Below are 19,115 nucleotides of genomic sequence, written 5' to 3'. Positions count from 1 at the left end.
CGTCGCTCGCTACGTTTTCACACGGTCTGTAAGCCCGAATTTATCAGGTCTGACTTCTCGGTCAATTTGTTTCTGACTCTTAGGTCAGGAAGTGTCGTTTTTAGATCGGTCACAGGCTATCAGCGGGCTGCCAGTGCGACGAACTGACACGATATGTTGAAAGTTTTGCTTAATTCGTGCCAGTTTCCATCGGTATGGCCCTGCGCCATAGGCCTTGCTTGGGATACACTGCGCCGCTTGGTTATCACCAGCATTTGGGAAAGACATGACGTTCAAGGCTCCGGACAGCCTCGCCGAGCAAATTGCTCACCACCTTGCCGAGCGCATCATTCGGGGCGAACTCAAGCCCGCTGAGCGCATTCAGGAACAAAAAGTCACGCAGGCGTTGAACGTCAGCCGTGGCTCGGTGCGCGAAGCATTGCTGATTCTCGAACGCCGTCATCTGGTGGCGATCCTGCCGCGTCGCGGTGCCCAGGTCACGGTGCTAAACGCACATAACGTGCAGAGCCTGTGCACGCTGATGACTGAATTGTATGTGTTGCTGGGCATTGCGGTCGCCGAGAAGTGGCAGCAGCAAAGCGATCTGGCGACCTTCCTGCAAATCCAGCAGCGGCTGATGGCCAGTTACGAGCGTCAGGACGTAAAGGCCTTCGTAGAAGAAAGCTTCAGCGTGATGCGCGCGGCTTATCCCTTTGCCGATAACCCTTACCTGCAGGAAACCGTGGATAACCTGCAACCGTCCATGAGCCGCACCTATTATCTGGCGCTCGATCAGCGCAAGGCTGAGATGCGTGACTATCTGACCCTGTTCGAGCAACTGCTCGAAGCAGTGATAGCCCGGGATACCACCCGGGTCCGCAGCGTATTGACCGATTACGGGCAACGCAGCTGTCAGCTGGTGCTTTCGGCTCTGGAAGCGGGCTGAACCCATGCGGCTGAAGTGCATCAAGCTGGCGGGGTTCAAATCCTTCGTCGACCCCACTACGGTGAACTTCCCCAGTAACATGGCGGCGGTCGTCGGCCCTAACGGCTGCGGCAAATCCAACATTATTGACGCCGTGCGCTGGGTCATGGGCGAAAGCTCGGCCAAGAACCTGCGCGGCGAGTCGATGACCGACGTCATCTTCAATGGCTCAACCAGCCGCAAGCCCGTCAGTCAGGCCAGCATCGAGCTGGTGTTTGATAACTCTGACGGCACGCTGGTGGGCGAATACGCCGCCTACGCGGAGATTTCCATTCGCCGCAAGGTCACCCGCGACAGTCAGAACACCTATTACCTGAACGGCACCAAATGCCGTCGGCGGGACATCACCGATATTTTCCTCGGCACCGGTCTGGGCCCACGCAGCTATTCGATCATCGAGCAGGGAATGATCTCCAAGCTGATCGAAGCCAAGCCCGAAGACTTGCGTAATTTCATCGAGGAAGCGGCCGGCATCTCCAAGTACAAGGAGCGCCGTCGCGAGACTGAAAACCGGATTCGTCGTACCCACGAGAATCTTGCGCGCCTGACCGACCTTCGCGAAGAGCTGGAGCGTCAGCTGGAACGCTTGCATCGTCAGGCTCAGGCCGCCGAGAAGTATCAGGAATACAAAGCCGAAGAGCGACAGCTCAAGGCGCAGTTGTCGGCGTTGCGCTGGCAGGCGTTGAACGAGCAGGTGGGTCAGCGCGAAGCGGTGATCGGCAATCAGGAGGTCGGTTTCGAGGCATTGGTCGCCGAGCAGCGCAATGCTGATGCCAGTATCGAGCGTCTTCGTGACGGCCACCACGATCTGTCCGAGCGCTTCAATCTGGTTCAGGGCCGCTTCTATTCCGTGGGCGGTGACATTGCTCGCGTCGAACAAAGTATCCAGCACGGTCAGCAGCGTCTGCGCCAATTGCAGGACGACCTGCGTGAAGCCGAGCGCGCCCGCCAGGAAACCGAATCCCATCTGGGCCATGACCGCACGCTGCTGGCGACATTGGGCGAAGAGCTGGAAATGCTCGAACCCGAGCAGGAAATGACTAGCGCGGCAGCCGAGGAATCCGCTGCCTCGCTGGAAGACGCTGAAAGCGCGATGCATGGCTGGCAGGAAAAGTGGGACAGCTTCAATTTGCGATCCGCCGAACCGCGGCGGCAGGCGGAAGTTCAGCAGTCGCGCATCCAGCAACTGGAAAACAGCCTGGAGCGACTGGCCGAGCGGCAGCGACGTCTGGGCGAAGAATTACAGTTGCTCAAAGCCGATCCGGAAGACGCGGCGATCCTGCAACTGGACGAAGATCTTGCTACCCGGGAAATGACCCTGGAAGAGTTGCATATCGGCGAAGAACAAGCTGTCGAGCGGCTTGAGCAGTTGCGCAACGAGCTGCAACAGGCCAATCAGGCGCAGCAACAGGCGCAAGGCGAATTGCAGCGGCTTAACGGTCGTTTAGCATCCCTTGAAGCGTTGCAGCAGGCTGCGCTTGATCCCGACACCGGTACCGCCGAATGGCTGCGCGATCATGATCTGGCTGAGCAACCACGGCTGGCTGAAGGCCTGCGGGTTGAGCCGGGTTGGGAGCTGGCGGTGGAAACCGTGCTGGGTGCTGACCTGCAGGCCGTGCTGGTTGATGACTTCGGCGGACTTGATCTTGCGGGTTTCCAGCAGGGCGATTTGCGGCTGGTCAGTACTAGCGCCGAGGCTGCGCGAATCCCCGGCAGTCTGCTGGATAAAGTCGACAGTGCCATGGACCTTGCCAGTTGGCTGGGCCAGGTGCGTCCGGTGGAAACCCTCGACGAAGCGCTGGCCCAGCGCGGTCAACTGGCGACGGGGCAAAGCCTGATCAGTCGCGACGGTTATTGGGTGGGGCGGCATTTTCTGCGGGTGCGCCGCGCCAGTGAAGCGCAAAGCGGCGTGCTGGCCCGTGGGCAGGAGTTGCAGCGTCTGGGGCTGGAGCGCGATGAGCGTGAAGCCACACTGGCCACGCTTGAAGAGCAACTGTTGATGCTGCGCGAACAGCAATCGAATAAGGAAGAGGCCCGGGAAGAGCTGCGGCGTCGGGTGCAGGATGAAACCCGTGAGCAAAGCGAGCTCCGGGCGCAATTGTCTGCCGCCAGGGTCAAGGTCGAACAGCTCACCTTGCGACGTACTCGACTTGAGGAAGAACTCGCAGAGCTAGGCGAGCAACGCGCCATCGAGCACGAGCATCTGGGCGAATCACGCCTGCAACTGCAGGATGCGCTGGATACCATGGCGCTGGACACTGAACAGCGTGAATTGCTTCAAGCCCAGCGCGACAGCCTGCGCGAACACCTCGACCGTGTGCGTCAGGAAGCCCGTCAGCACAAGGATCACGCCCACCAACTGGCCGTGCGCCTCGGCTCGCTCAAGGCTCAGCACGATTCCACACGGCAGGCCCTTGAGCGTCTGGAAATGCAGTCCGAGCGGCTGACCGAAAAGCGTGAACAGCTCGATCTGAATCTGGAGGAGGGCGAAGCTCCGCTGGAAGAGCTGCGCCTGAAACTTGAAGAATTACTTGAACGGCGCATGGCGGTGGACGATGAAATGCGTACCGCCAAGAATGCTCTGGAAGACGCCGATCGCGAATTGCGCGACGCCGAGAAGCGCAGAACCCAGGCCGAGCAGCAATCACAACTGTTGCGTGGTCAACTGGAACAGCAGCGGATGGAGTGGCAATCCCTCACGGTGCGGCGTACTACCTTGCAGGATCAGTTGCTGGAAGACGGTTACGACCTGCAAGGCGTGTTGGCGACCCTGACCGCAGAGGCCAACGAAAAGGATGCCGAAGAAGAACTGGAGCGCATTGCCGGACGCATTCAGCGACTGGGCGCGATCAACCTTGCGGCCATCGATGAGTATCAGCAGCAGTCCGAACGCAAGCGCTATCTGGACGCCCAGAATGCTGATCTGGTTGAAGCACTGGAAACCCTCGAAAACGTCATCCGCAAGATCGACAAGGAGACGCGAAATCGCTTCAAAGAGACCTTCGATCAGATAAATAGTGGAATTCAGGCACTTTTTCCAAAAGTTTTCGGTGGAGGCTCAGCTTATTTGGAACTGACGGGCGAAGATTTACTCGATACAGGGGTAACAATCATGGCGCGCCCGCCGGGGAAGAAAAACAGCACGATCCATTTGCTGTCCGGTGGCGAGAAAGCCTTGACTGCGTTGGCGTTGGTTTTCGCCATTTTCAAGCTCAATCCTGCACCGTTCTGCATGCTCGACGAAGTGGATGCACCGCTGGACGATGCCAACGTTGGACGCTACGCGCGACTGGTCAAGGAGATGTCGCAGACTGTGCAATTCATTTACATCACCCACAACAAGATCGCCATGGAAATGGCCGATCAATTGATGGGTGTCACCATGCATGAACCGGGTTGTTCGCGACTTGTGGCGGTGGATGTGGAGGAGGCGATGGCGCTGGTCGATGCCTAGTAAGGCCTGTTCCGCACGGTAGAAATGGCCATTTAATGGCCTGCGTGAACAACTCTGTGCGGTAGATATCGCTTTGCGCACCAACCAGATGTAACAGACGGTGTAAAGTTACCTTTGGTCGTGCTAGTTTAATGTCCACTTTTTCTTTTCGCGTGGGCAAATTGCCAGTCAGAACAGAGACTTGGCACCACGTTTTAAAGGGGTTTAGGCCCTTATTTCAAGCATTCTTCACTAGAGGCACTGGATTACATGGAAATCGGTCTGCGCGAGTGGCTGATCGTCATCGGCATAATTGTCATTGCCGGTATTCTTTTTGATGGCTGGCGCCGTATGCGCGGCAGCAAGGGGAAATTGAAATTCAGGCTGGACCGCAGCTTCTCGAACCTGCCGGACGACGATGAAACGTCCTCCGCTGAGGTGCTGGGCCCACCGCGAGTGCTCGACACGCATAAAGAGCCGCAGCTCGACGAGGAAGACCTGCCGTCGATGAGCGCGACGCCGCGTCAGAGCAAGCGCAATAACAAACGCAAGGATGAGCCGCAGCAAGGCGATCTCAATCTGGACATGGACGGCCCGAGCCTGTTCACCGGGCGCGACGATGCCTTCGAAGACGACAAGCCCGCTCAGCGCATTACCGAAGACAAGGATCTGCCGCCGGTAGAGGAAGTGCTGGTTATCAGTGTTATCTGCCGTGACGAAAGTGGCTTCAAAGGCCCTGCGTTGTTGCAGAACATCTTGGAGAGCGGTCTGCGTTTCGGTGAAATGGATATTTTCCATCGCCACGAAAGCATGGCAGGCAACGGTGAAGTGCTGTTCTCCATGGCCAATGCGGTCAAGCCTGGGGTATTTGATCTGGATGACATCGATCATTTCAGCACCCGTGCCGTGAGTTTCTTCCTCGGCTTGCCGGGTCCGCGTCATCCGAAGCAGGCTTTTGACGTCATGGTTGCCGCTGCTCGCAAGCTGGCTCATGAACTCAACGGCGAACTCAAGGATGACCAGCGCAGCGTCATGACCGCGCAGACCATCGAGCACTACCGTCAACGCATCGTCGAATTCGAACGCCGCGCCTTGACTCAGCGTCGTTGAAGCCAAACCTGTAACTGTAGGAGCGCGCTTGCCCGCGATGGCGGTTGTCAGGCAACGAAGGTCCTTCGGCCCTTATCGCGGGCAAGCGCGCTCCTACGGTCGAACCAACAGAGCACCAACATCTGAGCAGCCTAGGCTGCTCTTTTGCTTTTGAAGAGAACACCGCATGAAAGCCGCCGAAACCCGAATCCTTGAGCTGCGTGCCGAACTGGACCAGCACAACTACCGCTATCACGTTCTCGACGAGCCGAGCATTCCGGATGCCGAGTACGACCGGCTGTTCCACGAACTCAAAGCGCTTGAAGCGGAAAACCCTCACCTGGTCACCCCTGATTCGCCCACACAGCGGGTCGGTAGTGCAGCGCTGTCGGCGTTCACTCAAGTGCGTCACGAAGTACCGATGCTCAGTCTGGGTAACGCGTTCGAAGAAGTCGACATGCGTGAATTCGACCGCCGCGTAACCGAAGGACTGGACCTGCCTGCTGGCGATTTGCTCGGTACCGGCGCGAAAGTGCAGTACAGCTGCGAACCCAAGCTCGATGGCCTTGCGGTCAGCCTGTTATACCGCGACGGCGCGCTGGTTCGGGGCGCCACACGTGGTGACGGCACCACCGGTGAAGACATCAGCGTCAATGTGCGCACCGTGCGTAACATCCCGCTCAAGCTGCATGGCACGGGCTGGCCTGAAGTGCTGGAAGTACGCGGTGAAGTGTTCATGTCCAAGGCGGGCTTCGAGCGACTCAATGCGAGCCAGGCGGAAATCGGTGGCAAGACTTTCGCCAACCCGCGCAATGCGGCAGCGGGCAGCCTGCGTCAGTTGGATTCGAAGATCACCGCCAACCGTCCGCTGGAATTCTGTGCGTATGGTCTGGGTCAGGTGTCTGCGGAAATATCCGACACCCATATCGGCAACCTGAACCAGCTCAAGGAATGGGGCATGCCGGTCAGTCGCGAACTGAAACTGGCAGATGGCATTGAAGAATGCCTGGAGTATTACCGCGACATCGGCGAGCGGCGTCTGGCCCTGACCTACGAAATCGACGGCGTGGTGTTCAAGGTCAACGATCTGGCGGCGCAACGCGAGCTCGGTTTTCGCGCCCGTGAGCCGCGCTGGGCGATCGCTCATAAATTCCCTGCCATGGAAGAGCTGACTGAACTGCTCGACGTCGAGTTTCAGGTCGGTCGCACCGGGGCTGTTACGCCGGTGGCGCGTCTGAAACCCGTGAAAGTAGCAGGTGTGACGGTCGCCAACGCGACCTTGCACAATATGGATGAAGTTGCACGGCTGGGCCTCATGATTGGCGACACTGTGATCATCCGCCGTGCAGGCGATGTGATTCCGCAAGTGGTGCAGGTGGTGGTTGAGCGCCGCCCGGAAAACGCCCGTGCGGTGGAAATTCCGCAAACCTGTCCGGTGTGCGGCTCGCACGTTGAGCGCACGCAACTTATCAAGCGTAGTAAAGGCAAGGAAACCGTCAGCGAAGGCGCGGTTTACCGTTGTGTGGGTCGACTGGCCTGCGGTGCGCAACTCAAGCAGGCGATCATCCATTACGTTTCGCGACGGGCCATGGATATCGAAGGTCTGGGCGACAAAACCATCGAACAACTGGTGGACGAGAAGCTGATCGGTTCTCCGGCTGATCTTTATGCACTGACCTTCGAGCAAATCGTCGACCTGGAGGGCTTCGCGGAAATCTCCAGCAAAAAGCTGCTCAAAGCCATCGAAGACAGCAAGCAACCCACGCTGGCGCGCTTTATCTATGCGTTGGGCATCCCCGATGTGGGCGAGGAGACCGCGAAGGTACTGGCTCGCTCGCTGGCGTCGCTGGAGCGGGTCAAGCAGGCGTTGCCTGAAGTGCTGACTTATTTGCCAGATGTCGGTCTGGAAGTAGCCCATGAGATCCACAGCTTCTTTGAAGACGCGCACAACCAGAACGTGATTGACGCGCTGCTGAACGAGCGCGGCCTGCAATTGCAGGACGAGGGTGAGCTGGGCGCAGAGTTCGCCGCCAGCGCGACGCTGGGTGGCATGGTCGACAAGCTGAACATCCCGTCGGTGGGCCCCGGTGCCGCACAGAAGCTCGCCGACAAGTTTGGCTCGCTGGAAGGCATCATCAAGGCTGACTGGCTGGACATGCGTCAGGCCCTGCCCGAGAAACAGGCCAAGGCGGTGCGTGAGTTTTTCGACAAACCGGAAAACGCCGAACGCGGGCTGGCCATCGAAGCCCAGTTGAAAGACTTCGGCATGCATTGGCAGAGCGAGAAAAAAGTCGTCGAAGGCCTGCCTTTGGCGGGGCAGACCTGGGTGTTGACCGGTTCGCTGGAGCTGATGAGCCGCGACGTCGCCAAGGAAAAACTGGAAAGCCTGGGTGCCAAGGTATCTGGCTCGGTATCGGCCAAAACCCATACCGTGGTTGCCGGACCGGGGGCGGGGTCAAAGCTGACCAAGGCCAACGAGCTGGGTTTGAAAGTGCTGGATGAAGAGGCGTTCGTGGCTTTCCTGGGCAAACATGGTATTGCGGTGGATTAAAGGGCCTCGTGCTGACTGTGTTTTTTACAGGAGGCAGTTGTGATCCCGATAATCGAGAAATGTCGTGGGACCGGCTTTAGCCGGGAAAAGGCCATTACAGTCACTAAAAATGTGTCGTTAGAAACACCGCCTTCCCGGCTAAAGCCGGTCCCACGTCATCAGCTTGCAGTCAGCCATGGATATCCCACGGAACCGTGCTCCATCAAAGATCTATGTCACGCATCAACTCCAGGGAACGACGGCAAGCGGCGGTGATCTAGTGCATGCTGGCCCACCAGGAGATCGCCATGTACCGGTTTTTCGAGCAACTCAGTTCACGTATTGCTGCACCTTTTGTTGGCGAGACCCGGCGTAACAGCAAGGTTTGGCAGTGCCGGTGTGGTCAGTCCGTATTCTTTCCCAATACCCTGTGCCTGGCCTGCTCCGCGGCGCTTGGTTACTTGCCAGAGCAGGGCCGGGTTGCAGCCCTTGAACCCGGCCCCGATCTTGACACCTGGCGCTTGAGTGACGAGCCCGGAGCCGGGTTGTATCGACGTTGCGCCAACGTCGATACGCCTGCTGCCTGCAACTGGCTGTTTCCTGCAGATGACAGCGGCGAATTCTGCATCGCCTGTAGCCTCAACCAGACCATCCCCGACTTGTCGGTCCCGGAAAACGGTGAGCGCTGGTGCAAGGTGGAAACGGCCAAGCGTCGACTTGTCGCACAGTTGATTTCCCTCGGTCTGAAAGTCATCCCTAAAGCCCGGGACGAAGAGCGCGGGCTGGCCTTTGAGTTTCTAGGCGTTGACCTGGAAGGCAAGGCGCCGACCACCGGCCATGCCAACGGTTTGATCACCCTGGATATCAAAGAGGCGGACGACGCCCATCGCGAGAAAATTCGCGTGCAGATGCATGAACCGTATCGGACTCTGCTTGGGCATTTCCGGCATGAAGTGGGGCACTACTATTGGGACCGATTGATCGCGAACACGTGGTGGCAGGACGGATATCGCAACCTGTTCGGCGATGAACGCGCCAGCTACGCCGAGGCTCTGGATCATCACTACCAGAACGGAGCACCTGCCGACTGGCAGCAGAACTTTGTCAGTGCCTACGCCACCATGCATCCCTGGGAGGACTGGGCGGAGACCTGGGCGCATTACCTGCACATGATGGATGCGGTCGACACCGCACTGGGTTTTGGCATGAGTGCCCGGGATATGGACCTGGATTATCAGCCGTTCCCGCTGGAAACCCTCTACGACCCGCAGCACCCTGGCGGGCCTGCGTTTCTGTCATTCGTCAATGCCTGGATTGAACTGGCCGGGATGCTCAACGAGCTGTCGCGCAGTATGGGTCAGCCCGACTTCTACCCGTTCGTCCTGCCTCCCGCAGTGATCACCAAACTGCATTTCATTCATTTGGTTATCCAGGATGCAGGCGGCAAGGCGGATGAGGTGTTGCAGGCGCAGTAGGTAGGGACGTAGTCCTCCGTTACGCCGCCGTATGCTGATCTGTAGGAGCTGCCGAAGGCTGCGATGGCGGTGGGCAGGCAGAATGCATTCGCAGCCTGCGGCAGCTCCTACAGATTGATTTATGGCAATGAGTCTCGCGCCAAACGGCAGACCTGTAGGAGCGCACGAGCCCCTGAGGAATGCATTGCAATTCGGTGATGATGTTTTGGATTGATAGGACCCGATTTCTCGAGGCTAAACCTTCAACACCAACTTCCCGAAATTCTCGCCTTGGAACAGCCTCTGCAGCGTTTCGGGAAAGGTTTCCAGACCATCGACAATGTCTTCGCGGCTCTTGAGCTTGCCCTCAGCCATCCAGCCAGCCATTTCCTGCCCGGCAGCGGCAAACTTGCTGGCGTAGTCCATGACCACAAAACCCTCCATTCGGGCGCGATTAACCAGCAGTGACAGGTAATTGCTCGGGCCTTTGACGGGCGAGGTGTTGTTGTACTGACTGATCGCGCCGCAGATCACGACTCGTGCCTTGGGGGCGAGACGGCTGAGTACCGCGTCGAGAATGTCACCACCGACGTTATCGAAATAGACGTTCACGCCTTTGGGGCACTCACGCTTCAGTCCGGCCAGCACATCCTCGTTCTTGTAGTCGATGACGCCGTCGAATCCAAGCTCATTGATCAGCGACTGACATTTCTGTTCGCCGCCTGCGATGCCGATCACCCGGCAGCCTTTAAGCTTGGCAATCTGCCCGGCCACGCTGCCCACCGCACCCGCTGCGCCGGAAATCACCACGGTGTCGCCGCTCTGCGGTGCGCCGACATCGAGCAACGCAAAGTAGGCAGTCATGCCGGTCATGCCGAGCGCTGAGAGGTAGCGGGGCAGGGGCGCGAGCTTCGGGTCTATCTTGTAGAAGCCTTTCGGTTCACCCAGAAAGTAATCCTGAACGCCCAGCGCGCCTTGAACAAAATCACCCTCCGCGAACTGGTCACTCTGCGAAGCGATGACTTCGCCTACGCCCAGTGCGCGCATTACCTCGCCCAGTCCGACTGGCGCGATATACGACTTGCCCTCGTTCATCCAGCCGCGCATGGCCGGGTCCAGTGACAAGTAATGGTTCTTGACCAGAATCTGCCCGGTTGCCAGATCGCCGACCGGTACTTCCTGATAGGTGAAGTCCTCGCGACTGGCGTGTCCGACCGGGCGCTTGGCGAGCAGGAATTGACGGTTGGTGGGGGTACTCATGGCATTTCCTCATGGATTGTCAAAGATTGATTGAAGTCGCTGAGGCGCTACCCGGCAAGTGAAGATCATTGCGCGAATGCGTTGCGATCCAGTTGGATGATGACGCGCTCTATATGTACAGGTCTTTCTCTTCAAGCAATTGTTTTGATAAGGGCGAATTTTTTTGTAATTTTTTACAAGTGTGTGTGCAGTTATGTACAGAAGGTATTTTCGTAATGTCCGGTAAGAGTTTCAAAGGGCTAAGGGGTGTTATCAGCATTCTGTTTATGGAGAATTCCCGAGCCCCGGATGGGGGTGGCTTGCTTTATCCAAATGGAGTAATAAGTGAAAACGTTAACAACTTCTCTTGCTGCACTGGCTTTGTCGGTCGCGTCGGTCAGTCAAGTAATTGCCAGTCCTGCTGACCCCCTGTTTATTTCCGGTGACTACACCTGTACAGGTTTTGACAGCCATGACGGTGCGTTCAAAGGCGCACTAAAGTTGACGGTGGACGAGCAGGCCAGTCATTTTCAGCAAAATTTCGGTGCCTATAAATTCACGTTTGATGTTGATGGGCATGCGTCAAGTTACTCGGGTTATGCCGCCGCGCAGGGGCAATCCCTGGCGATGTATTTCGCCAACGACAGCCAACAGGCATCCACAGATCGTGGGGTGGGTATGGCATTGATTACTCATGATCAGGATGCGGCCGGCCGGTTCACCACCACGCTGCACAAATCGTATTATCTGCCGGACTACATGCGCACTTCAAAAGAGGGAAAGGAGGCAGGCGGGCGCGGCACAGAAGTCTGTACCAAGGTCATGAAGCGATAGTGGGCGCTATCTGGGTTCGGCGGCTCACCGCTTGAATAAAGCGTGCTTGCGACGGCTGTCTCTATATAGAAAGTGGCCGTCGCTATTCCACGTGCAGTAAACATCCTCATGTTCGATTTCGCCGCGGGCTGCAGACAGCTGAAAAAGTACTCGATATCCAGCGATAAAATATTTATGTAGGTAGATCAATAGTCGCGACTGATCTACATTGTTTCCATCGCCTGAAGCTTGAGTTTTCGTAATGCCTTCCATCTGTTTGCCAACCCTTCGCCCTGATGCGCTTCGCCCTGGAGACTTAGTCGCTCTGGTTTCACCTGCTGGCCCGGTGGCGGCGGCAAAGGTCGAGAGCGCAGCAGAGGTTCTCAAGAGCTGGGGTCTGAAACCCCGGATCTATCCTCATGCACTGGATACCCATTCTTTTTACGCGGGCACCGATGAGCACCGGCTCGCAGACTTCAATGCTGCGTTGGCGGATCCGGAGATCCGCGCACTCTTTTGCAATCGTGGCGGATATGGGGCGCAGCGTATCGTTCAGCATCTTGATTTCGATGCGGTTAGACGCGATCCAAAGCTGGTAATCGGTTTTTCTGACATCACTGCTTTTCACGGCGCGCTCTGGGAGCACGCGCGACTGGCGACCATCCACGGGCCAGTGGCCAGTCAGCTTGAGCGCGGCGGCGTGTTCGTCAGTGGCTTGCAACACGTGACCATGAGCACCGAACCGGTTCTGATTGCAGCCGATGCAACGGAGCGCACTTTCGATGTGCGTACTCGCGGCACGGCCCGCGGTGTATTGCTGGGAGGCAATCTCAGCATACTCAGCAGCAGTGTGGGTACTGATTACATGCCCGACCTTAACGGCGCCATTCTGTTGATCGAAGATGTGAGCGAAGCGGCCTATCGTGTCGACCGCCTGCTTACTCATCTACTTAACAGTGGTGCGCTGAATGGGCTGGCAGGTATCGCTGTTGGGCAGTTCAGTGAACCCAAGGGCGCTACAGGAACAATCACCCATTCAAGTGTCTTGATGGAAAGACTGGGTGATCTGGGCATTCCTGTTCTGGGCGGTCTTTCCATTGGTCACGACGCCGTCAACCATGCCGTGCCGCTGGGCATCGAAGCCACTCTCGATGCGGATGCCGGAACCTTGCTGGTTGGTGCTGCAACTCGCTGACAACCCCAGTACATGTCAGCGCTACACGCCGGGTAATTGCCCCTGATCGGGCGTTTACCTTGGGATTGCTCCGAGGCTGGTCATTCTTGTCAGCCCGAAGCACCGTGCTCCAGGCTGACCGTTTGTCCGGAGTCTTCAAGAAACAGTCTGAAAGCGACTCCGGCATAGCTATTTGCCATTATCTCGACGTCAAAGTCTTGTACATCCCCTGACCCATTGCGAATCTGCACGATTATTGAATGGCGTGAATCAACGGCCTCAGCATTCGGCCAAAACGCCTTGAGTGATCGAACGGAGATGAGCGCTATGATTTCGGCCGTGCAAGCTCGCGTTGCCAACCTGGGGATGGCAAAGAAACTCGGCGTGGGTTTCACCCTGGTTTTGTTGCTGACCGCTCTGGTGGCGGCCATTGGTGTCTGGTCGCTGAAAAACATCAGCGCTCACTTCGATGGCCTTAACCAGATGTCTTCCCTGAACAGCGGGCTGCTCAAGGTTCGGTTGCTGGAGCAGGAATACGCGCTGCGCAGTGATCCGAAGATCGTGGAGCAACTGCATGTCGGGATTGATGAGTTGAATGCACTGGCTGAGCAATTGAAAAGCCAGTCCCCCGCCAGCGAGTCGCGTATGACCGAGGTCCAGCAGACGCTGGGGGCTTATCGCAAATCATTCGATCAGTTCGTCGATATCAGCCAGAGCAAGGACATTGCGCTGGAAATGGCCAGTTGGTCAGTTTCCAGCGTTGCCAACAATCTGGATGTTTTACAGGCAGGGCTGGCGGATGACGGCGCTTATGGGCTCAAGGAGTCCAAGGGAGAGCAGGGGGCTGAATTCATCGAGCAGGCCAATCAGGTCAGCCAGGTCTCCAGACTGATGATGCAGGCGATGGACGAGGCCCGGGTGCGTCTTGATAAAAGCCGCAAGACGGGCTCGGGTGATGAGGTCAAGACTGGCAAAATCCAGCAGGCCGATGAGGCAAGGGCGCTGGCCGAGGAGCTTAAAGGTGTCGTCAAGGACGAGGGCTATCTGACTGTGTTGGGTGAAGTCAGTACGCACATCGTCAATTTCACTGAAAAGCTGAACGAGTACACCGACCTGCTCGACAGCGAAGCTCAGGTATCACTGCAGCTGGCTGCCAACGCCACGCAGGTTGTCGAGCAGGTGAAGCAGGCCTACGCCGCTGAAGATCAATCGATGCAGGCGCAGCTCACCACGAACACGTGGCAGATCATCGGTTCATCAGTGGTGGCCTTGCTGGTGGGTGTCATCGCTTCGCTGTTGATCACTCGTCTGATCGTTCTGCCGTTGCGCAGCGTGATTGCCACTGCGCAACGAATTGCTGCGGGGGACTTGAGCGGTAGTATCGATATACGGCGCAAGGATGAGATCGGCCAACTGATGCTCGCCATGCAGCAAATGGGTGCTGGCCTGAGTGGTATAGTCAGAGGTCTGCAAGCGGGTATCGATCAGTTGGCCAGCTCCGCGCATTCCCTTTCGGCAGTGACCGAACAGACTAATCGCGAAGTCAGTCATCAGCAGGAAGAGACCGAGCAGGTCGCGACGGCCATGAACCAGATGACGGCAACCGTGCATGACGTCGCCCGCAATGCGGAAGAGGCCGCGCTTGCCGCGCAGAGCGCTGATGAGCAGGTCGACAGTGGCCAGGCAGTGGTGCGTCAAAGTTTGCAGCGCATTGAACAGCTGGCCAGTTCTTCTGCGTCTGCCAGCGACAGCATTCAGAGCCTAAGCGCCGAGATTCAGAACATTGGCACGGTGCTCGGGGTCATCAAAAGCGTGGCCGAACAGACCAATCTGTTGGCACTGAACGCCGCCATTGAAGCGGCGCGCGCAGGTGAGCAAGGCAGGGGCTTCGCAGTGGTTGCCGACGAGGTAAGAGCGTTGGCCAAGCGAACTCAGCAATCCACTGAGGAAATCGAACGACTCGTCAGCAGCCTTCGCAATGGTGCGTCTGCCTCTGTGGCACAAATCCACAGCAGTGGTGAACTGGTCAAGCTTGCGGTCAGCGATGCGCTGCAAACCGAAAGTGCGTTGGGCAGCATCGCTGCGGCGGTTTCGATGATCCAGCAGATGAACCAGCAAATTGCCGCAGCGGCAGAACAACAGACCTCGGTAGCCGAAGAGATCAACCGCAGTGTCACCAACATTCGCGCCAGCGCCGACCAGTCAGCCCTGGCCATGCGTGGCAATGCGGCATCGAGCACCGAGCTGGCGTCACTTGGGACCGAGCTGAAAGGGATGGTCGGGCATTTCAGGTTGTAGCGAAACACTGAATCTTACTGGCCTGTAGGAGCTGCCGAAGGCTGCGAAGCACTTAGTCTGATGCACCGCAATCGCAGCCTTCGGCAGCTCCTACAGATCACTCGTTTGTTGCGCAAAAGAGTTAGACCCACAGATCGTCTTGTCTCTACCGGCGAGACGTACCATTGAGGATCAGCATTGTCACAACTCCCGCCACAATTCCCCAGAACGCCGAGCCAATCGAAAGCAGGGTCAAGCCTGAAGCTGTGACCATGAAAGTGATCAGTGCCGCTTCACGCTCCCTGGGTTCGTTCATGGCAACGGTCAGGCCGTTGATGATCGAGCCGAACAATGCTAGGGCGGCAATCGACAGCACCAGCTCTTTGGGGAATGCGGCAAACAATGCTGCCAGCGCTCCACCGTAGATGGCCGCAATGGCATAGAAGATTCCACACCAGATGGCCGCTGTGTAACGTTTGTCACGGTCCTCATGAGCGTGGGCGCTGGTGCAAATAGCCGCGCTGATGGCGGCCAGATTGATCCCGTGGGAGCCGAACGGCGCCAGCAACAATGAAGCGATGCCTGTGACTGAAATCAGCGGCGAGGCCGGCACGTGGTAACCATCAGCGCGCAATACGGCGACGCCCGGCATGTTTTGCGACGTCATGGCCACCACAAACAGCGGGATGCCGATGCTTACCGTTGCCGCCAGGGAAAACTCCGGCGTCGTCCAGACCGGCATTGCGACTTCCAGAGTAAAACCGCTGAAGTCCAGCAACCCCAGCCAGCCCGACAGTACGATACCCACCAGCAGCGCAGCCAATACGGCATAGCGTGGTGATACTCGTTTGATCAGCAGATAGGTGAAGAACATGCCCAAGACCAACGTGGTGCGGTGTTGGGCGGCGACGAAGATTTCGCTGCCGATCTTGAACAGAATGCCTGCCAGCAACGCTGCAGCCAGAGATGCCGGAAGCTTTTTTACCAGTCGATCAAAGCTGCCGGTCACCCCGCAAATGATGACTAGCACAGCGCAGGTGATAAACGCGCCGATGGCTTCCGGATACGCCACGCCGCCCAGGCTGGTGATCAGCAAGGCAGCGCCGGGGGTCGACCATGCCACCGTGATAGGCGTCCGGTAGCGCAAGGAAAGACCGATGCTGCACACTGCCATACCCACGAACAATGCCCAGATCCACGAAGAAATCTGCGCACTGGTCAGCCCTGCTGCCTGACCTGCCTGGAACATCAGCACCAGTGAACTGGTACAGCCCGTCATCATGGCGATAAAACCAGCGACTATTGCAGCGGGGGAGGTGTCAGCCAATGGGCGTAGGCGGGCAGGGGGTGAGGCGTTCATCGATCCATCCTTGAGCGTGTGCAACGGCAGGTCGCAAGCGTAAACGTAGTGGTATCAGAGTGTTGCGATACAGCGGGATTCGTAAACGTGAGTACAGTTATGACTGCATTCAAATATTTTTCTGTAGGAGTGAGCTTGCTCGCGATAGCGTGAGGTCGGACGATAGTTTCTTGAAAAAAATTTACCTCTATCGCGAGCAAGCTCACTCCTACAATGGCCCATGCTTTCTGCGCTTCAGGGACGCTCCTACAGGCCCAGTGCTGGACTTTCAATCATCCTCACGGGAAACAGGCCTGGCACTGCTCTGCAATGTCCTGCCCAGCGCCTCATTGACCTGCAGCCAGCCATCAACGGCATCGCGACCGGCTTCGGCAAAGACCCGTTGCAACAGCTTTACCTGTTCGCGACGCAATGCCTGTTCGAACTTCACGCCCTCGTCGGTCAACCCCAACAGACGTTTGCGTTTGTCGGTGTCCGGGGCGGCGCTGTGGACCAGGTCCATAGCAATCAACTGACGCAGCGGCGCATTGAGTGCCTGCTTGCTGACACCGAGCACGCAGAGCAGCTCTTTCACGCTCAAACCAGGGTAGCGCGCGATGAAAAACACCACGCGTTGGTGTACGCGACTGAAGCCTCGGCGAGCGAGCATTTCGTCAGCTTTTGCTGTGAATGCCTGATAGCCGAAGAAAAAAGCTTCCATGGCGGCTTGTTGGGATGCGGAATTTTTAAGGTCAAGCATATTGACGTATCTAGGTCCGGCGTCGTAATTTCGGTCAACCAGTTTGACTTATTTCCAATTACTTCGGCTAGCGGTGATCTCAATGGCTTTCTCCGAACGCGTGTCCCGGCTTAAAAGTTCTCTGATTCGTGAAATCCTTGCCGCGGCTCAGCGTCCGGAAGTCATGTCTTTCGCCGGAGGCCTGCCGGCCGAAGCCATGCTGCCCAAAGTGGAGTGGGCGGACATGCCCGTTGCGCTCGGCCAATACGGCATGAGTGAAGGCGAGCCTGAATTGCGCGAAGCCCTGGCCGCAGAGGCGCGAGCTATCGGCTTGCAGTGCGACGCCAGCCAGGTGTTGATCGTCAGCGGTTCGCAGCAGACGCTGGATCTGGCGGCCAAGCTGTATATCGATAAAGGTACGCAGATCGTGCTTGAGGCGCCGACTTACCTGGCGGCGTTGCAGATTTTCCAGCTGTTCGGCGCCGATTGCCTGACGGTACCGCTGCAAACTGATGGCCCGGACTTGCAGGCCTTGCGACAGCAACTGGAGCAACACCAGCCTGCGTTCGCCTATCTGATTCCGACTTTCCAGAATCCTTCCGCAGTGCGTTACAGCGAGGCCAGCCGTGTGGCCGTGGCCGCCCTGCTTGATGAGTTCGACGTGACCTTGATCGAAGACGAGCCTTATCGCGATCTGACGTTTGATGGCGGCAGCGCCAAGCCCATCGCAAGCCGTTTGCAAAAAGCCAGCTGGATCTACACCGGCACCGTGTCAAAAACCCTTTTGCCAGGTTTGCGGGTCGGCTATCTGATTGCCAGTCCTGACCTGTTCCCGCATTTGCTGCGTTTGAAGCAGTCGGCGGATCTGCACACCAATCGTTTAGGCCAGTGGCAGGCTCTGCAATGGATCGGCACCGAGCACTACCGTGAGCACTTGTGTGAGTTACAGAGCTTCTACCGTCAGCGTCGTGATGCATTTGAGGCTGCACTAAAACAACATTTTGCCGATATAGCTGACTGGAACAGTCCGCAAGGTGGTTTGTTTTTCTGGCTGACGCTCAAACAACCGATGGATACACGCACTTTGCTCGACGAAGCGCTCAAGCAAAATGTTGCGTTTATGCCGGGGGAACCGTTTTTTGCTGATCCAGACGCCAACCTTGGTTATTTAAGGCTCAACTTCAGCCACATTGATCCGGCCCGTCTCGACGAAGGCCTGAGACGATTGGCAGCGGTCGTGCGTCAGGCCCGGTTAGAGCGAGCCGCTTAGCAGCGGGCATCAGGCGAATTCAAGGAGAAGGGTATGTACAAGGTTTACGGCGATTACAAATCGGGCAACTGCTACAAGGTCAAACTGATGCTCAATTTGCTGGACGTCGAGTATCACTGGGTGCCGGTAGATATTCTCAAGGGTGAAACCCAGACCGCAGCGTTCCTGGAGAAGAACCCCAACGGCAAGATCCCGGTACTGGAACTTGAGGACGGCACCTGCTTGTGGGAATCCAATGCGATTCTCAATTTCCTCGCTGATGGCAGCCAGTACCTGCCAAGCGAACCGCGATTGCGCACGCAAGTGCTGCAGTGGCAGTTCTTCGAGCAGTACAGTCATGAGCCGAGCATCGCCGTCGCACGTTTTATCCAGTTTTATCTAGGGCTGCCTGAAGAGCGTCTGGAGGAATATCGTTCGTTGCACAAGGCTGGCTACCGCGCCCTCGCGGTGATGGAACAGCAGCTGAAACGCACGCCGTTCCTGGTCGGCGATCACTTTTCCATCGCAGATATTGCGTTGTATGCCTACACCCATGTTGCCCATCAGGGCGGTTTCGACCTGACGCCATACCCTGGCATCGAGCAATGGCTTGAGCGCGTACAGGCGCAACCTGGTTATGTGGGCATGTTGGATTGATCGCGGCGGATACCTGAAAAGCCGGTCACGCAACATGACCGGCTTTTTTATGTCCGATTGTTTTAGCAGGGCTTAAATCACTTGGCTGTGTCAGCACAGGCATTTAGTCTTCGCGCCCTTCGGGAGCGGCCCCGTAACCCGATAACAATGACTTTAAG

At 57.3% G+C, this 19,115-nt stretch carries 13 protein-coding genes and 1 pseudogene; 11 read left to right on the top strand and 3 right to left on the bottom strand.

Going from position 1 to position 19,115, the window contains the following annotated elements; all coding sequences use genetic code 11:
- Positions 1–265: 265 nt before the first annotated feature.
- The 5 genes from CKW31_RS21255 to CKW31_RS21235 all read left to right on the top strand — a co-directional run bounded on the left by CKW31_RS21255 (position 266) and on the right by CKW31_RS21235 (position 9,491).
- Positions 266–925, top strand: coding sequence for a GntR family transcriptional regulator (locus CKW31_RS21255; RefSeq protein WP_095099637.1), 660 nt, complete (start codon positions 266–268; stop codon positions 923–925).
- A 4-nt stretch (positions 926–929) separates the two neighbouring features.
- Complete coding sequence (gene smc / locus CKW31_RS21250; protein WP_095099635.1) at positions 930–4,418, top strand: chromosome segregation protein SMC; 3,489 nt, start codon at positions 930–932, stop codon at positions 4,416–4,418.
- Between the two features lie 249 nt (positions 4,419–4,667).
- A complete protein-coding gene (zipA, locus tag CKW31_RS21245) occupies positions 4,668–5,507 on the top strand; it encodes a cell division protein ZipA (protein WP_095099632.1) in 840 nt (279 codons plus the stop codon).
- Positions 5,508–5,673: 166 nt separating this feature from the next.
- Entirely contained in the window at positions 5,674–8,037 is a 2,364-nt protein-coding gene (gene ligA / locus CKW31_RS21240; protein ID WP_095099630.1) for an NAD-dependent DNA ligase LigA, read from the top strand.
- Positions 8,038–8,324: 287 nt separating this feature from the next.
- On the top strand, positions 8,325–9,491 hold the full coding sequence (locus tag CKW31_RS21235) for a putative zinc-binding metallopeptidase (protein ID WP_095099628.1): 1,167 nt from the start codon (positions 8,325–8,327) through the stop codon (positions 9,489–9,491).
- Between the two features lie 234 nt (positions 9,492–9,725).
- On the opposite strand, the gene CKW31_RS21230 is transcribed toward CKW31_RS21235, so the two are convergent.
- A complete protein-coding gene (locus CKW31_RS21230) occupies positions 9,726–10,730 on the bottom strand; it encodes an NADP-dependent oxidoreductase (RefSeq protein WP_095099626.1) in 1,005 nt (334 codons plus the stop codon).
- Positions 10,731–11,054: 324 nt separating this feature from the next.
- Here CKW31_RS21230 and CKW31_RS21225 point away from each other — a divergent pair, with 324 nt between their 5' ends.
- The 4 genes and pseudogenes from CKW31_RS21225 to CKW31_RS30475 all read left to right on the top strand — a co-directional run bounded on the left by CKW31_RS21225 (position 11,055) and on the right by CKW31_RS30475 (position 14,994).
- The gene (locus tag CKW31_RS21225) at positions 11,055–11,543 is read left to right on the top strand and encodes a hypothetical protein (RefSeq protein ID WP_095099624.1); all 489 of its coding nucleotides are present in this window, start codon (positions 11,055–11,057) and stop codon (positions 11,541–11,543) included.
- 241 nt (positions 11,544–11,784) lie between these two features.
- Positions 11,785–12,717 (top strand): LD-carboxypeptidase, encoded by a 933-nt coding sequence (locus CKW31_RS21220; protein ID WP_095099621.1) that lies wholly within the window; start codon positions 11,785–11,787, stop codon positions 12,715–12,717.
- Positions 12,718–13,014: 297 nt separating this feature from the next.
- Positions 13,015–14,133 (top strand): annotated as a pseudogene (locus CKW31_RS30480) (HAMP domain-containing protein); the annotation flags it as partial.
- Complete coding sequence (locus tag CKW31_RS30475; RefSeq protein WP_371856797.1) at positions 14,113–14,994, top strand: methyl-accepting chemotaxis protein; 882 nt, start codon at positions 14,113–14,115, stop codon at positions 14,992–14,994. The pseudogene CKW31_RS30480 and the gene CKW31_RS30475, both read left to right, overlap by 21 nt.
- A 145-nt stretch (positions 14,995–15,139) precedes the next feature.
- On the opposite strand, the gene CKW31_RS21210 is transcribed toward CKW31_RS30475, so the two are convergent.
- Both CKW31_RS21210 and CKW31_RS21205 read right to left on the bottom strand, forming a co-directional pair.
- Entirely contained in the window at positions 15,140–16,333 is a 1,194-nt protein-coding gene (locus tag CKW31_RS21210) for a benzoate/H(+) symporter BenE family transporter (protein ID WP_095099617.1), read from the bottom strand.
- A gap of 268 nt (positions 16,334–16,601) precedes the next feature.
- Entirely contained in the window at positions 16,602–17,072 is a 471-nt protein-coding gene (locus tag CKW31_RS21205) for a MarR family transcriptional regulator (RefSeq protein WP_095099615.1), read from the bottom strand.
- A gap of 82 nt (positions 17,073–17,154) precedes the next feature.
- Here CKW31_RS21205 and CKW31_RS21200 point away from each other — a divergent pair, with 82 nt between their 5' ends.
- Together CKW31_RS21200 and CKW31_RS21195 are read left to right on the top strand one after the other, a co-directional pair.
- Positions 17,155–18,321 carry a PLP-dependent aminotransferase family protein gene (locus CKW31_RS21200; protein ID WP_095099612.1) on the top strand — a complete coding sequence of 389 codons (1,167 nt, stop codon included), beginning with the start codon at positions 17,155–17,157 and terminating at the stop codon, positions 18,319–18,321.
- Between the two features lie 33 nt (positions 18,322–18,354).
- Positions 18,355–18,957: a glutathione S-transferase family protein gene (locus CKW31_RS21195; RefSeq protein WP_095099607.1), complete on the top strand. Its 603-nt coding sequence runs from the start codon at positions 18,355–18,357 to the stop codon at positions 18,955–18,957.
- Positions 18,958–19,115 lie beyond the last annotated feature (158 nt).

The organism is Pseudomonas sp. Irchel 3A5 (assembly GCF_900187575.1).
Taxonomy (GTDB): Bacteria; Pseudomonadota; Gammaproteobacteria; order Pseudomonadales; family Pseudomonadaceae; genus Aquipseudomonas; species Aquipseudomonas folii.
This window is presented reverse-complemented; position numbering and strand designations above follow the sequence as displayed.